The following is a 14,788-nucleotide window of genomic DNA, read 5'->3' on the forward strand; positions in this document are numbered from 1 at the left end:
GTCGCGTCCGGGTCCGTCTTGCTGAAGCTGTCCGGTCGCCGAGAAGCGCTTGGTACTCGTGTTCTTCTTGTTTCTCTGCGGCTTCAATGTCGGCCAATAGCCCATGTACCTTTTCTTGCAGCTTTGATTGATGCTGAGGAAGTTGGGACGTAACCGACGAGCCAGCCACATGAACGCAAGGTTCTCCCGGTGGAACTTCCATTTTATGAAAAGGGCGTTTTTTTCTCAAAACCAGAAGCAGCGGTTGCCCATTTGTGAATGAAGTTCGCTACGGGTTCGGAGGGTTCTTACGATCGCTGTTAAAGCCCGATTTCCTGATGGTAACCTAAGTATAGGTTGAAATTGTGTTACTACTTAGGACTCCATATGATAAGAACACTTCAGATTCAGTTCCATGATATAGAACGTGAACTTAAGAATGTTATATTCGAGTGGTCCGGGTAGCCCTATGCACCAGGCATTCTGACAACTCCACCGTTTCATTCTAAAGTTCATCTTATATAGTCTCATGTGTCCAGTCCAAAGAATTAGTTGCGAAACTGCATCTATTTAGTTGTTTTTTTCTGTGTTGGAGGAAATAAGTGCGAAAACGCACCTAATTTAGGATTTTGAGCATAATAAGCTTGCTTTACTCGAATTTAGTTGCAGATATGCACTTATTATCCTGATAATGGGTGTTTCGGCTGAAATTAGTTGCAGTTTCGCATCTAATTACTCCGAAGGTTCCAGGGCAACACTCTAAATCCTAGCTGGAGCCTAAGCAGTAAAGAAATGTGAGAATAAGATTTTCTTCCGCTATTAGGAAGAGAGGCTTATTTGATGAGTATAGGTTACTACGTAAGGCCCCTTGCCTTCTGATAGAGCTTTTAGCTTTCTAAGGAGTAACGCGTAGGTGGCTATGGGGAAAAACTACTGTTAATCCTATGGCTAAGGTTCAGTTGCTTTTGCATATGGGGAAAACTAACTCAATAGTTTCCTCTCCGATAATTGAACTTGGCCATATGAATCAGCCCTGCCCCGGCAATCGTTAGGACGCTTAACAGCCCGAATACGGGGAGCCCCGAGTGGAAACCGAATTGATCCAGCAGAAGGGTTCCGATAATGGGACCGCCAATCGTTCCGGTGCGGACCCATTCGGAGCTGCCGAAATACAGCCCCTTGGCCTCTTCCGGTGCCAACTCGTCCACAAGCGCATCGAAGCGGGCGCCGATCAGCATTTCCCCTACACTGAACAGCACAATAAATACAAGCAGCATTAGGTAAGAAGAGGGGAAGACGAAGCACAAGAAGCTGAGACTGATCAGCAGATTACTTGTCAGAATGACGTTGAAAGGGTTCCAGCCGGAGATCCAGCGGAGCAATATAAACTGGGCCGCCAGAATGATTACGGCATTGGCGGATAAAAGCGTGGAGTAGAGCCGGATACCATCTGCAAAGGTGTTGCTGTTCGCCATATACTGCGAGACCGTCGAGTTCAATTGCGAATAGCCGAAGAAGGAGAAGCTTACGCCAGCAAGCAGCAGCAGATAGACAGGGTTCTTCAGCAGCACATGGAACGCATACAGGCGCTGCTGGGGTTTATGAGGCGTAGGTGAGACGAGAGGTGTGGCAGATACGGGAGAGACTGCGCCAGAACTTTCCGCGAAAAACAGCTGAGTGGACATTCCGTACAAAATATAGAGCACTCCGAGGATTACATAAGGGAACAGCGTCATTCTCATATTGAACAGCAGACTTAAGAGCGGTCCGGCAAAAGCCCCCAGGTTAATTGCGGTATACCGCAGATTGAAGACCAGCAGCCGGTTAGTCTGGTTGGATTGAGAGGACAGCACCTTTTTGCTGGCCGGCTCAAAGATTGAATAACATAACCCGTTCAGCCCGCTGAGCAGCAGGAATTGCCAGAAGCTGTCGGCATAATAAAACAGAATGAACACGCCGCCCCAAGCGATCGGAACGTAGCCAATGATTTTTTTGAGCGAAAACCTGTCAGCAAGCCCTCCCCCCAGCCCGCCGAACAGCACATTGATCAACGGATTGATGCCAAGGATATAACCAGTGTGGATAATCGAGATTTCTTTCTGATTCGTTAGAAAAATAGCTAAAAATGGAGTGCTCATAAATAGTGCTGTTCGCGTGAAAAGAGTTCCGATCAGGATATTCCATATCATCCTGCCCAGCTTCTGGTTCATTAACATTGAAAGTACCATCCTTTACTGACATATGTATTTTCTATTAGCGTGAATGTAGCATACAATGGAAAAAAAGCTGGAAATTTGTGCTGGATACTCACAAAAGGAGGGTGGACATGGTTCTGGGCCATACGATCAAACAGATTCGTAGATCGAAGGGGTTGAATCAATCGGACCTGGCAGGGGGCATTATGAGCCGCTCCAATCTGTCGCGGTTTGAGGGAGGGGAATATTTTCCCGGCTATGACAAGCTGATTTCGATCCTCGACAAGCTGGAAATGTCTCTGGAGGAGCTATTATTTCTGCACTATGAACATGCCCAGCCAATCAAACGTTCATTGCATCTGAAGCTGGTTGAAGCGGGGAACCGTTATGAATTTGAGCAGGTGAAAGCGATCAGCTATGAATGCCTGGCGCTTTACGAGTCAACCCGAACGGTAGCCTTTTATCACCTGTATCTGCTTGGGCAAGGGGTGCTGATCAAGCATGGCCGGGAGGATCAAATGAAGCGGGTGGGTGAGATTGCTGACTACATCAAGCCGTATTTGCTTAGTGTAGACAAATGGTACTTATACGAATTCAAGCTGCTGAATAACTTTCTGTTCACGCTGAACAGCGCGGATGCGATTTTTTTTGGCTTACGGGCGGTGCAGGAGTTCGACAAATATCATTCCTTTGCCGAGAGTAGAACGATTCCGCAGCATCTGCTGCAGAATATCGCCACGATCTGCCTGGCGGAGCATAACTATGAGAAGAGTCTTTTTTTCTTGAAAAAAGCTCTGCCTTTGGCGGATCAAACCCATCTGCTGTACGACAAGATCGTCACCTCTGTGTATTACGAAATTACGGTGATCTGCTTGAAGCAGAGCAAGGATACGACGAAATTAGTCAGCTATTTGGAGATGCTTAGACAGCTTGAGTTCAACGACAGCTACCTTGCCCTGCTTCAGGTCTGCCGGGAGCATCTTCATGAGGGTCTGCCTGCACTATCGTCCCCATAGCCTGTATAATTTGACTGCTGGCAAGGGGAGCCTGCTAACCCCGGATGTGCGCGCATACAATAAATCAAAGGCCGCGCATCAATCCTCTGCCAAGTAAGGCTGATCCGGCGGAGCGGCAGGCGCCCGGTCATTTCAGGCCGAGAGGATGAGACATCATGCAGCAATATATTACAGCTAAAGGAGATACCGTGAGCCGGATCGCCGCCAGGCATGGCTTGACACCGGAGCATGTGGTGCAAGGGAACCCCTGGGCAAGCAGGCAGCCTTATTTATATCCCGGACAAATGCTGTACCTGCCTTCTGCGCCGCGCAAACGTTATGCTGTGCAGGAGGGCGACGATGCCGGGCGGATTGCCGGCTTATTTGGGGTGAGCACAGAGGAGCTGGAGCTGCTGAACCCCGGTGTTCATACCGCACGTTATTGCAGTCCCGGCAAGATTCTGGTTATTCCGTCGGCGTCACCACGCCGGAGCGTATACCTGCGAGGTGAATACGGTCCGGCCGAGCTGGAGCAGGATATCGGCAGCTTGACATCCCGTTATCCGTTCATCGCCCACACCACGATCGGCAGCAGTGTGCTGGGCAAGCCACTTCATCTGCTACGGATCGGCAATGGCCCCCGTCATCTGCATGTCAATGCAGCGCTGCATGCCAACGAATGGCTGACCTCGCCCTGCCTGATGTCTTTCATAGAGGAATATGCGGCAGCCTATGCCGGGGGAACGGGCTGGAACGGGCATGCTGCCGAGGAGTGGTATAACCGCTGGACACTTTGGGCGGTGCCGATGGCGAACCCGGACGGAGTGGAGCTGGTGCAGGAGGGGGTCATGCCCGGCGAACCGTCGTATGATGACCTTATGCAGTGGAACAGCAGCCGCCGCAACTTCAGGCACTGGAAGGCCAACATCCGCGGGGTGGATCTGGGCGACCAGTTCCCGGCCTTCTGGGAGGAGGAGCAGGCACGCAGAGGGGTAAAGGGTCCTGCGCCACGCGACTATGGCGGCATTGCCCCGCTGAGCGAACCCGAGGCGGCTGCGCTGGCCGAGCTTGCGCTGGCCCATCCCGGCGAAGCCGCTGTATCTCTGCATAGCCAGGGCGCAGAGATTTATTGGAACTACCGCGGCCTGGAGCCGCCGGAGAGCCAGGCGCTGGCTGTGAAGCTGGCTGCGGCCAGCGGCTACCGGGCCGCCATGCTGAGCGGCAGCGATGCCGGATACAAGGACTGGTTCATCCAGACCTTTGGCCGGCCCGGCTTTACCGTGGAGCTGGGAATCGGCAAGAATCCGCTGCCGCTGTCCGATTTTGACGATATGGCACTGGAGACGGGTTTGATTCTGGCAGCTATCCTGTCTGACATGCAATGATGAAATAATTATGAAACATTTGCAGCAAACTTGCGTAATATAGGACATAGGGTATGGCCGCTGTCGTCTCTACACGTTATCCGCGGCTGTGCCCTTTAACTATGTTCTTACGGGAGGTACATCATGAAATTCAGAAAGCTGCTCTCGCTGAAGCAATGGTCCGGTATTCTCCGCAGCACCTGGCGTTATGTGGTCTCCTCGCAGGTTGCTATGGCGGACAAGCTGCTGTTTACGATTCCGGTACTGCTGTATTGGGTGCTGCCGGATCTTATGCCGCTCTTGCCGATAGATGATATCGGTGTAACCATGCTGCTGATGGGCTGGTTCGTCTCCAGGATGGAGCGTAAATACCCGGGACTTCAGGCCCAGAAGGTGAATGTTTAAAGAACCTTTTACTTCCATAAACCTGTCTATTTCGTGTAAATGGTTGCTTTTACAAGCTATTTTCCTTTAAAATAAATTATTGAGTATTTAAACTACAGTGGCTTGGGAGATGAATGAGGAATGAATGTCAAAATTACCCGCAATGCGGCTAAAGAGATAAAGAAGCAAATGGAGCTTGAAGGTAACCCAGAACTGAAGCTGCGCGTAGCTATTACCCATGCCCATGGGGATCATGCCCACTACGGCCTGGATTTGGACACGCCCGGAGAGAACGACATCGTAGTCTCCACCGACAAGGAGATTGATGTGATCCTTGACCCGACCCAGCCGCTGCTGGACGGTGTGCGCATTGATTATTTCTATCTGCCTGAAGAAGGTTTTGTTATCACTAATCCGTCTAAAGGAAATCATGGCGATCACTAAATATTCGCCCGAAACTTTCGGACATAAAGAAGGGTTGCTCCATGGCTAACGATATACAAGTGTGTGATCAATGTAACTTTACCCGCATGAAGAGTATTCTGCCGAAGCTGCGTAAGATGGCACCGGATGCCGAGATCAAGATCGGCTGTAAGTCCTATTGCGGCCCTTGCGGCAAACGCGCGTTTGTCTACATCAACGGACGTTACGTCAGTGCTCCGACCGAGGACGAGGTGCTGAAGAAAGTGGAAGCTTTTGTGAAGCGGCCGGCTGTCCAGGTTCAGGAATAAGAATGGCTTGAATAAGCCATATCATTGAGGCTGTCCCTTAAGCAGATTATTCTGCATTTAAGGGCAGCTTTTTTTGAAATATTACGCCAGAATTTATATGTTCCACGCCATAAATTATCCTTCTATTTCTCGCAGAAACGGATACCTGAAAGCGATACGTAGTATCGCTGCTTCGGAAGCATACGCTTTGCAGAGGACGGCTAAGCCGTTTCTTCTTGCGTGTGGCGTTCTTGGTACTAATCCTGCTGCGGTTTGGGAGGCAACGAACGCTATGATATAATAGAGAGACTAATCAAAAATAAACTATATACATACGAGGGGACGTAATCATATGAAGCATATTACGGATTCAGTAATTCTGAATAACGGAGTGGCAATGCCCTGGTTTGGAATCGGCACCTATAAGGCGGAAGGCCGGGAGGTGGCTGACGCTGTCTCCACCGCGCTGGAGCTGGGATACCGCAGTATTGATACAGCAGCCGTATATGGCAATGAGCAGGAGGTAGGCGAATCTATTGCCTCCAGCGGAGTGGCACGCAGCGATCTGTTCGTAACGACCAAGGTCTGGAACAACGACCAGGGCTATGACTCCACACTGCGCGCTTTTGAGACGAGCAGCAAGAAGCTGGGTCTGGATATGATCGATCTGTATCTGATCCATTGGCCAGGAGTGGACAAGTATAAAGACACCTGGCGTGCCCTGGAGCGCTTGAAGGAAGAAGGCCGTGTGCGCGCCATAGGCGTCAGCAACTTCCAGATCCATCATCTGCAGGAGCTGCTGAAGGACAGCAGCACCGCGCCTGCCGTGAACCAGGTGGAGCTGCACCCGCGTTTCATCCAGAAAGAGCTGCATGATTTCTGTACTGCACACCAGATTCAGATTGAAGCCTGGGCACCGCTGATGAAGGGCCGTCTGCAGGATAATGAATTGCTGCAAGGCATTGCCGCTCAATATGGCAAAAGCGTCTCCCAGGTCATTCTGCGCTGGGAACTGCAGAATCAAATCGTAATTATCCCGAAATCGGTTACAGCCTCCCGCATTAAGGAGAACAGTGAAATCTTCGATTTCGAGCTGACGGATGCAGAGGTGCAGGCAATCAGCGGGCTGGATGCCGGAGAACGGATTGGCAGTGACCCCGACAAATTACTGTTTTAGCAAAAAACCGCAAGCCTCCATGTTGGAGACTTGCGGTTTTTATTCTATTCCAAATGCAGCTCGGCGTAATCTTCCAAGGCTTGCATAGCGGCAGTCAGGGATTTCAGGCCGGATTTGATCTTGATGTTGGCGGCATCAAAGGTTTTGAAATCGACTTTGGACTTATAAAGCGACTTGCGCATTAGTGTCATCCCTTCCAGTTGCAGCTTCGCACCCTTCACATAGGTGTTGTGAATCTTCTGAAGCTCGGCGTTCGGAGCAGTCAGCGTCTTCAAATGGTAGACAAATTTGCTGTAGTTGGGGAGTATGGTTTGATCAAAGGCGCTCAGTACTTTCTTGCGGGTATTGTTTGTGACGAATGTATTCTTATTATAGCTATCAAAAGCGAGCGACTCATATTTCTCAATCTTCTCAAGCTGCTCAATGTAAATGTTTAAATCTTCGATGGCCTGGTTATAGGAACTGTCTGGTGCATCTTCGTTAGGAGTACTATTCTGGGAGGCCTTTCCGACTGTGAAATTAATCGTATAAGGATTATAACCTTCGCCGATATTGTATGTAATAGTAGCCGCTCCCTCACCTACGGCGGTGAGCTCCGAATATGTAGATCCGACATATTTCACTTGCAATACTGAGGTATCCGATGAAACTGGGGTGAATTCGACTCCGCCTATGCCTTCGACATTATAATCAGTGATGTTTACAAACAGATCGGTTTGTTCTCCAATACTCAGCTCGGTTGAGTAACCCGTGACGTTTATAACCGAACTCAGGTCTTTGCCTGCTGCAAAAGCAGAAGGTACTGCGAAAAGTGCCATGATTAAGGTTAGGATGAAACTTCTACGAATAATTCTGTTCAATTGTAAATCCTCCTGTTTTTTGAAATGTATGTGAGTGAATATATTCCAATTACCCAATAAATATATTTTGAAACATGAATGTGAAAAAAGACATCTGCCGCTTCAGGACAGATGTCTGATTGATGGGCTGTAGGGTGTGGGTACAAACTATTGACTTCTGGGCGGCAACGGGCCGAGATACTGGTAATACTGGCATTCAATCCGTCCATTATACAGCTTGCGGCGTTTAGTTGCCTTGCGGCCGTAATACTGTTCGAATTCCTTGTAGGGGCTGATTGCAAAAAAGGACCAGGTTGGCAGATACAGCATCATCTCGCCAAACTGGCGGGTCAGCTTCTCCACTTCCTTATCATTGCTGATCCGCTCGCCGTATGGCGGGTTGGTAATAATGCAGCCGTATTCGCCTTCGGGTCTTGCCTTGGCAGCAGCGCTGACTTTGAAGGTGATCTCACCGGCGAAGCCTGCGCTCTTGGCGGCGGCTTCGGCATATTCAATGGCGAGCGGATCAATATCGCTGCCGGTCAGCTGCAGCGGATAATCATCGCGCACCGCGTCGAAGGCTTCCTCGCGTGCTTCATCCCAAAGACGCGGGGGAATCACCGGCCAATGCTCGGATGGGAAGGAGCGGCGCAGTCCTGGCGCGATGTTCCAGGCGATCATCGCCGCCTCGATCAGCAGTGTGCCAGAGCCGCAGCAAGGGTCATACAGCGGCCGGTGCCCGTTCCAGCGGCTTAGCTGGATCAATGCGGCGGCCATCGTTTCCTTCAGCGGCGCTTCGGTGGCTACTCTGCGATACCCGCGTTTGTGGAGTGCGGGGCCTGTGGTATCCAGCGTGATCAGGGCGATATCATTCAGGAGAATAACCTCAATGACATAACGCGGCCCGTCCTCCTGGAACCATTCCGTACGGTAGGATTGCTTCAGCTTCTCTACGACCGCTTTTTTGACGATGCCTTGGCAAGCGGGTACGCTGGTCAGCTGCGATTTGTGCGAGCGTCCCTCTACCGGGAATTCACCGTGCTCCGGAATCCAGTCCTCCCAGGCGATTGCCTTGACGCCTTCGAACAGCTCATCAAAGGTCTTGGCCGGGAACTGGCCCATCTTGACAAGCACCCGGTCCGAGGTGCGCAGCCAAAGGTTGCAGCGGCAGATATCGATATAGTCTCCGCTGAACAATACTCTTCCGTTCTCGACCGTGGTCTCATAACCCAGCTCGTTTAGTTCGCGCGCTACAACTGCCTCAAGTCCCATCGGGGCGGTAGCGATTAATTGTAATTTGCTCAACTGTGCTCAACTCCGTTTAACTTGTAGATAAATACTATTAACCATTACAATAGGAAGGACGACAGTCATGCCGCATGGAATCAGGAAATCCTGAACAGGCGGATGAGCTTGTCCCTCATGTTATTCAAGTATAGGGGAATGCGCGGGACTTCACAATGCCCGCGGCCCCAGATCAAACCGCCGCTGCTACTTGGAATGAAGCAGCGGCGATACTCAAAGGAGAATAGATATGCTTAACCAGGAAGAATACAGCGAACTGCTGTATACCGAAGATGAACTTCTGCTGCAGGTCAAGGCGGCTGTGACCGCAGAGGGCATGCCCCAGGTATCCGTGGAGCCGGGCTATGGACGGCTGCTGACGATGCTGGTGAAACTATCCGGCGCCTCCCGCGTGCTGGAGATCGGCGCGCTGGGCGGCTACAGTGGCATCTGCCTGTGCCGGGGTATGGAGCAGCCTGGCGGCAAGCTGGTTTCACTGGAGCTGAAAGCAGAGTATGCCGCGCTGGCCCGCCGAAACCTTGAACTGGCCGGTTATGGCTCTGCGGTAGACTACCGCATCGGTCCGGCCATCGACAGCCTGGCTGCACTGGAGACTGCAGGAGAACGGTTCGACTTCTTCTTCATTGACGCGGACAAGGAGAACTATCCGAATTATCTGGAATATGCGATCAAATTGGCCAATCCGGGAGCCGTTATTGCCGGTGACAATATATTTCTGCGCGGACGCACGTTGAATACCGACAGAAACGGACCGGCTATCCAGGCCATGCGCCATTTCAATGAGCAGATTGCCAGCGATCAGCGCCTGATCAGCACTTTGCTGCCTGCCTATGACGGATTGGCCCTGGCCGTGGTGAAATAGCTAGCGAAACAGGCGTGGTTCGGTTCGCGAGTAGAGCTTCAGCCGCACCCATACCATATTCAGCAGCAGGAAGCCGCCTGAGAGCAGGAACAGCCCTTCAATTCCAATGTAACGGGACAGGAAGCCGCCAATGACGGCACCAAGCATATTGCCGAGAGCCAGCGTGCTGCTGTTGAAGCCAAACGCGCGGCTCTCCTTGCCGTCAGGGGTATAAGAACGGATCAAGGCGTTGACGCTCGGGAGCAGGCCGCCCATGAACACGCCCATCAGGAAGCGGACGGCAATCAACTGCCAGACGGTAGTCACGAACGCCTGCGGGATCAGGAACAGCGCTGCTCCGATCAGCGCGAAGGTAAGAATGCGGTGGGCGCCCACCTTGTCGCTGAGCTTGCCGAGTATGGGAGAAGCAATCATGTTCGAGATTCCTGTGACGGCGCTGACCATGCCGGCCAGAAAGGCGATATTCACGGCGTTGCCCTGAAGCTTCTCTACATATAGAGGCAGCAAGGTCATCGGGCTGATCATGGCGAACTGCAGCAGGAAGGTCACGCCGAACAGCGCGGGCAGCTGCGGAATCCGGATCAGCTCCTTGAGTCCTGCCATAACGGAAACCTGAGGTTCTTGTGCCGCTTCGGCGCGGTTGAATTTCTCTTTGACCAGAAACAGCGCGAGCAGGGAGGCCACAAACAACAGTGCGCCCACAACATAAAAAATCGGGCGGAAGCCGATATAATCGGCCAACCCACCACCGATCAGCGGACCGAGTATCGTTCCGGCCACGGAGCCGGATTGCATCAGGCCCATGGCGAACCCCATGTTCTTCTTGGGCGTTGTGCCTGAGACCAGTGCGATCGAGGCCGGATTGAAACCGGCAATCGTACCATTCAGCAGGCGCAGCAGCAATAGCTGGAGCGGTGTCTGCGCGAAACCCATCAGCACAATAACCACCGCCATGCCGAAGCTGGAGCGCAGCAGCATGATTTTGCGGCCGTATTTGTCGGCGAGCTTGCCCCACAGCGGTTGAAACAGGAAAGAGGTCAAGAAATTAGCGGCAAAAATCAATCCTGCCCACAGCCCGATGGCATCTCCATGAACCCCGAGGTCCTTGGCGAGATAAAGCGACAGGAACGGGGTGATCATGGTCATCCCGGCATTGACCAGAAATTGGCCGAACCAAAGCACCATGAGGTTGACCTTCCAGGTCTCCCACTTCTTCAAAGTGCTTTCACTTCCTTTCAAAGAATTTGATCAAAAGAATTCACGAAAAATTGACATTCTATCAGTATATCATATTTTTAGCGGGTTCCGGTGCAACACTTGTCATAGTAATGTCATGGGATTGTCATGACCGACAGTTCGCGGCGGTTGTTACTAACTTTTAAAAAGGGCATAATAAGTGATAAGTGTATTCAAACCAAATTCTATGAAATCGAAGTGGAGATCTTATCATGACCTACAATGACAGTTTTATCCGCGCCTGCCGCAAGCAGCCGACGGACCACGTTCCCGTATGGTACATGCGGCAAGCAGGACGTTATGATCCTGATTACCGCGTAATCAAAGAGAAGTTCTCGCTGCTCGAAATCTGCCGCCAGCCCGAGCTGGCCGCTGAAGTGACCCTGATGCCCGTAAAGAAGCTGGGGGTGGATGCAGCCATTCTCTATTCCGACATAATGAATCCTGTGGCTTCGCTTGGAGTCGATTTCGATATCGTCAAGAATATAGGGCCAGTAATTGAGAATCCTATACGCACGGCAGCGGATGTGGACCGTCTGAAGCCGATTGATGTGGAAGGCGATCTGGGCCACATTCTGGAGACGATCAGGATACTCGACAAGCAGCTCGAGGTGCCGCTGATTACGTTCGCCGGCGCGCCATTCACGATTGCCAGCTATCTGATCGAAGGACGTCCGTCCAAGAACTACATACGCACCAAAGAGCTGATGTACAGCCAGCCCCAAGTGTGGGAGAAGCTGATGGACAAACTGGGTGATATGGTCATTGCCTATCTGCGCAGTCATGTGAAGAGCGGCGGCAAGGCCTTCCAGCTGTTCGACAGCTGGGTTGGTGCGCTTGCGCCGCGTGATTTCGAAATCTATGTGCTGCCAACGATTACCCGTATTTTTGCCGAATTGTCCGAGCTTGATGTACCGAAGATTTATTTCCCCGGAGTCAGCTCCGGAGAGCTGCTGCCTAGCCTGCGCAAGCTTCAGGCGGATGTTATCGGTATCGATTGGCGGGTAAGTATAACTGAGGGACGACGCAGAACTGGAGGAGGTTTCGCCGTACAGGGAAATCTTGATCCGCTTCTGCTGACCGCACCGATGGAGCTGCTGAAGGAGCGTGCCAAGGATTTGATCGACGAAGGCATCTTGGAGCCTGGCTATATTTTTAATCTGGGCCATGGGCTGTTTCCGGAAGCTTCACTGGATAAACTGAGGGGATTGACTGAATTTATCCACGAATATTCACGTAAGGTGATGCAGAAAGCGGCACAGCCGCATTCCTGATGAAATGAAAGGAGAGGAGAAGGAATCCATGACAACGAAAATTGGTGTGCTCGTTATGTCTTACGGTACTCCCGAAAGCCTGGAGGACGTAGAGGCCTATTACACCCACATCCGCCGTGGGAATGCCCCGAGCGCAGAGCAGCTGAAGGAGCTGAAGGACCGCTACGAAGCGATTGTCGGCGGTGTGTTTCCGCTGCGCGAGAATACGGACCGACAGGTGGCATCACTGCAGTCGGCCCTGAGCGGGGATGAGTTGGATAAGGAAATTGAATATGTCTGCTACCAGGGACTTAAGCATGCCCGTCCGTTTATTGAGGACGGAGTGGAAGCCATGGCCAAGGACGGGATTACGGAAGCTGTAGGCATCGTGCTCGCTCCCCATTACTCCACCATGAGCGTGGGGACCTATATCAAGCGTGCCAAGGAGAAGGCGGAGACCTGTGGAGTGAATATCAATTTCGTTGAGAGCTACCATCTGCATCCGCAGCTGATTGAGGTGCTGGGTCGCAGAGTATCAGCCAAGCTGGAACTGTTCGCAGAAGCAGGCGCAGGCAAGGATGACATCCGGGTACTCTTCAGCGCCCACAGTCTTCCGGAGCGGATTCTCTCCATCGGTGATCCGTACCGGGAGCAGCTGCTGGAGACCTCGCAGGCGGTTGCCGACAAGGCGGGTGTCACCTCCTGGCAGTTCACCTGGCAGAGCGCAGGCCGCACGGCAGAGCCTTGGCTCGGTCCGGATGTGCTCGACACGCTGCGTGAACTTAGCAAAGAACAAGTGGAGTACGTGCTGGTAGCTCCGGTCGGGTTCGTATCCGACCACCTGGAGGTGCTCTACGACCTTGACATTGAGGCTCAGGCGGTAGCGGCAGAGCTGGATATGCGGCTGATGCGGATTGAATCCTTGAACAGCGACCCTGCTTATATGGCTGTGCTTAGCGATGTAGTGCGCACCCAAGCAGCGCAGATGAAGGTAACGGAGTCATGACCGGCAATTCAAGGAAGGTAGTTATCATCGGCGGAGGCCTCAGCGGCCTCAGCGCCGCTTTTTATGTGCGCAAGTATTATAAAGAAGCGGGCATTAAGCCCGAAATCGTGCTGGTGGAGCGCAGCAAGAGTCTTGGCGGCAAGATAGAAACGCTGCACAAGGATGGATTCGTGATTGAGAAGGGACCGGATTCCTTTCTGGCGCGCAAGACGGCGATGAGCGACTTGGCCAGGGAGCTGGAGCTGGATCATGAACTGGTAACAACGAACCCTGAGGCTAAGAAAACCTACATAGTTCAGCGGGATAAGCTTCACCCGATGCCGGCGGGGCTTGTGCTTGGTATCCCAACGGAGCTTAAGCCTTTTCTTGCAAGCGGGCTGGTCTCCTTCGGCGGTAAAATGCGTGCCATGCTGGATTATGTTCTTCCGCCCCGCCGCAGTACAGACGATGAGTCGCTCGGTGACCTGATCGAACGCCGTCTGGGCACCGAGGTGCTGGAGAACATGACCGAGCCGCTGCTGGCCGGTATCTACGCCGGAGACATGCGCAAGATCAGCCTGCAGGCCACCTTCCCGCAGTTTGGAGAGGTAGAGCGGAAATACGGCAGTCTCATTCGGGGAATGACCACAGGCCGCAAGCCGGTAGAGACACATACGGGTACTAAGAAAAGCGCCTTCCTAACCTTCCGCCAGGGCCTGCAAAGTCTGGTGCACGGGCTGATTCATGAGCTGCAGGATGTAGAGCTGCGGACAGGGACCGCCGTGTTGTCCATCACGAAGCTGCAGCAGAAGGGGAACCAGGACGTTCCGAACGACGCGGGAGACTCCTGCCGCTATGAAGTGGTGCTTGACCAGGGGGAGCGGCTGCAGGCTGACGATATTTACGTCACTGCGCCTAACTTCGCCGCCGCTGATCTACTCCGCCCCCACGTGGATGTTGCTGCGCTTGAGGCGGTCAACTATGTTTCAGTTGCCAATGTAGTGCTGGCATTTCCGAAGAGTGAGATTGTCAGTGAATACGACGGCTCCGGGTTCCTTGTACCGCGCAAGGAGGGCCGCAACATCACGGCCTGCACCTGGACTTCAACCAAATGGCTGCACACCAGCCCCGACGACAAGGTGCTGTTGCGCTGTTATGTAGGCCGCTCTGGTGACGAGCAGAACGTCGGGTTACCAGACGAGGCGCTGACCGAGCTGGTGCGCAAGGATCTGCGGGAGCTTATGGGGATCACAGCAACGCCTCTGTTCACAGAGATCACACGGCTGACCCATTCCATGCCGCAGTATCCGGTAGGACACCCGGATGCCATAGCCCGGCTGCGCAATGAGCTTGGCACGGCGCTGCCAGGGGTCTATGCCTTCGGTGCGGGTTATGACGGCATCGGGATGCCGGACTGCATCAAGCACGCGAAGCTGACCGCCGAGACCGCTGCGGCGGCGTTGGGTCGCTAGAACTTTCGCGGGGAATATATTGATAGGAAGAA

At 52.6% G+C, this 14,788-nt stretch carries 14 protein-coding genes; 10 read left to right on the forward strand and 4 right to left on the reverse strand.

Translation table 11 applies throughout. The features are described 5' to 3' along the window. Nucleotides 1-965: 965 nt before the first annotated feature. Nucleotides 966-2,195 (reverse strand): MFS transporter, encoded by a 1,230-nt coding sequence (locus tag B9T62_RS07225; RefSeq protein WP_157685498.1) that lies wholly within the window; start codon nt 2,193-2,195, stop codon nt 966-968. Between the two features lie 110 nt (nt 2,196-2,305). Between B9T62_RS07225 and B9T62_RS07230 the strand changes: the two genes are divergently transcribed. The 6 genes from B9T62_RS07230 to B9T62_RS07255 all read left to right on the forward strand — a co-directional run bounded on the left by B9T62_RS07230 (nt 2,306) and on the right by B9T62_RS07255 (nt 6,804). Continuing rightward, nucleotides 2,306-3,190 carry a helix-turn-helix domain-containing protein gene (locus B9T62_RS07230; RefSeq protein ID WP_087914642.1) on the forward strand — a complete coding sequence of 295 codons (885 nt, stop codon included), beginning with the start codon at nt 2,306-2,308 and terminating at the stop codon, nt 3,188-3,190. Between the two features lie 155 nt (nt 3,191-3,345). Beyond that, nucleotides 3,346-4,554, forward strand: a complete 1,209-nt coding sequence (locus B9T62_RS07235) for a M14 family metallopeptidase (protein WP_087914643.1) — start codon at nt 3,346-3,348, stop codon at nt 4,552-4,554. A gap of 123 nt (nt 4,555-4,677) precedes the next feature. Beyond that, a complete protein-coding gene (locus tag B9T62_RS07240; RefSeq protein WP_087914644.1) occupies nt 4,678-4,938 on the forward strand; it encodes a hypothetical protein in 261 nt (86 codons plus the stop codon). Nucleotides 4,939-5,058: 120 nt separating this feature from the next. Next, complete coding sequence (locus tag B9T62_RS07245) at nt 5,059-5,361, forward strand: HesB/IscA family protein (protein ID WP_087914645.1); 303 nt, start codon at nt 5,059-5,061, stop codon at nt 5,359-5,361. 41 nt (nt 5,362-5,402) lie between these two features. Then, nucleotides 5,403-5,648: a YuzB family protein gene (locus B9T62_RS07250; RefSeq protein WP_087914646.1), complete on the forward strand. Its 246-nt coding sequence runs from the start codon at nt 5,403-5,405 to the stop codon at nt 5,646-5,648. 331 nt (nt 5,649-5,979) lie between these two features. Then, nucleotides 5,980-6,804 carry an aldo/keto reductase gene (locus tag B9T62_RS07255; protein WP_087914647.1) on the forward strand — a complete coding sequence of 275 codons (825 nt, stop codon included), beginning with the start codon at nt 5,980-5,982 and terminating at the stop codon, nt 6,802-6,804. A gap of 44 nt (nt 6,805-6,848) precedes the next feature. On the opposite strand, the gene B9T62_RS07260 is transcribed toward B9T62_RS07255, so the two are convergent. Next, nucleotides 6,849-7,664, reverse strand: a complete 816-nt coding sequence (locus B9T62_RS07260) for a hypothetical protein (protein ID WP_087914648.1) — start codon at nt 7,662-7,664, stop codon at nt 6,849-6,851. 147 nt (nt 7,665-7,811) lie between these two features. After that, a complete protein-coding gene (locus B9T62_RS07265; protein WP_087914649.1) occupies nt 7,812-8,948 on the reverse strand; it encodes a THUMP domain-containing class I SAM-dependent RNA methyltransferase in 1,137 nt (378 codons plus the stop codon). 229 nt (nt 8,949-9,177) lie between these two features. Between B9T62_RS07265 and B9T62_RS07270 the strand changes: the two genes are divergently transcribed. Further along, nucleotides 9,178-9,810 carry an O-methyltransferase gene (locus B9T62_RS07270; RefSeq protein WP_087914650.1) on the forward strand — a complete coding sequence of 211 codons (633 nt, stop codon included), beginning with the start codon at nt 9,178-9,180 and terminating at the stop codon, nt 9,808-9,810. Here B9T62_RS07270 and B9T62_RS07275 read toward each other — a convergent pair whose 3' ends face one another. Continuing rightward, entirely contained in the window at nt 9,811-11,028 is a 1,218-nt protein-coding gene (locus B9T62_RS07275; protein ID WP_169834343.1) for an MFS transporter, read from the reverse strand. Between the two features lie 230 nt (nt 11,029-11,258). Between B9T62_RS07275 and hemE the strand changes: the two genes are divergently transcribed. From hemE to hemG, 3 genes are read left to right on the forward strand one after another with little or no spacing between them, the layout of a single operon-like run. Then, complete coding sequence (hemE, locus tag B9T62_RS07280; protein ID WP_087914651.1) at nt 11,259-12,320, forward strand: uroporphyrinogen decarboxylase; 1,062 nt, start codon at nt 11,259-11,261, stop codon at nt 12,318-12,320. Between the two features lie 28 nt (nt 12,321-12,348). Continuing rightward, nucleotides 12,349-13,305: a ferrochelatase gene (gene hemH / locus B9T62_RS07285; RefSeq protein ID WP_087914652.1), complete on the forward strand. Its 957-nt coding sequence runs from the start codon at nt 12,349-12,351 to the stop codon at nt 13,303-13,305. Beyond that, nucleotides 13,302-14,756, forward strand: a complete 1,455-nt coding sequence (gene hemG, locus B9T62_RS07290; protein WP_087914653.1) for a protoporphyrinogen oxidase — start codon at nt 13,302-13,304, stop codon at nt 14,754-14,756. Before hemH ends, hemG begins: the two co-directional genes overlap by 4 nt. Nucleotides 14,757-14,788 lie beyond the last annotated feature (32 nt).

The sequence above is a fragment of the Paenibacillus donghaensis genome (assembly GCF_002192415.1).
GTDB classification, from domain to species: Bacteria; Bacillota; Bacilli; order Paenibacillales; family Paenibacillaceae; genus Paenibacillus_AQ; species Paenibacillus_AQ donghaensis.

Excerpts from the sequence above, each read along its gene's own strand:
- B9T62_RS07235 (WP_087914643.1), top strand. The coding sequence starts at position 3,346 with ATGCAGCAATATATTACAGCTAAAGGAGATACCGTGAGCCGGATCGCC.
- hemG (WP_087914653.1), top strand. The coding sequence starts at position 13,302 with ATGACCGGCAATTCAAGGAAGGTAGTTATCATCGGCGGAGGCCTCAGC.
- B9T62_RS07270 (WP_087914650.1), top strand. The coding sequence starts at position 9,178 with ATGCTTAACCAGGAAGAATACAGCGAACTGCTGTATACCGAAGATGAA.
- hemH (WP_087914652.1), top strand. The coding sequence starts at position 12,349 with ATGACAACGAAAATTGGTGTGCTCGTTATGTCTTACGGTACTCCCGAA.
- B9T62_RS07255 (WP_087914647.1), top strand. The coding sequence starts at position 5,980 with ATGAAGCATATTACGGATTCAGTAATTCTGAATAACGGAGTGGCAATG.
- B9T62_RS07230 (WP_087914642.1), top strand. The coding sequence starts at position 2,306 with ATGGTTCTGGGCCATACGATCAAACAGATTCGTAGATCGAAGGGGTTG.
- hemE (WP_087914651.1), top strand. The coding sequence starts at position 11,259 with ATGACCTACAATGACAGTTTTATCCGCGCCTGCCGCAAGCAGCCGACG.
- B9T62_RS07245 (WP_087914645.1), top strand. The coding sequence starts at position 5,059 with ATGAATGTCAAAATTACCCGCAATGCGGCTAAAGAGATAAAGAAGCAA.
- B9T62_RS07240 (WP_087914644.1), top strand. The coding sequence starts at position 4,678 with ATGAAATTCAGAAAGCTGCTCTCGCTGAAGCAATGGTCCGGTATTCTC.
- B9T62_RS07225 (WP_157685498.1), bottom strand. The coding sequence starts at position 2,195 with ATGTTAATGAACCAGAAGCTGGGCAGGATGATATGGAATATCCTGATC.
- B9T62_RS07250 (WP_087914646.1), top strand. The coding sequence starts at position 5,403 with ATGGCTAACGATATACAAGTGTGTGATCAATGTAACTTTACCCGCATG.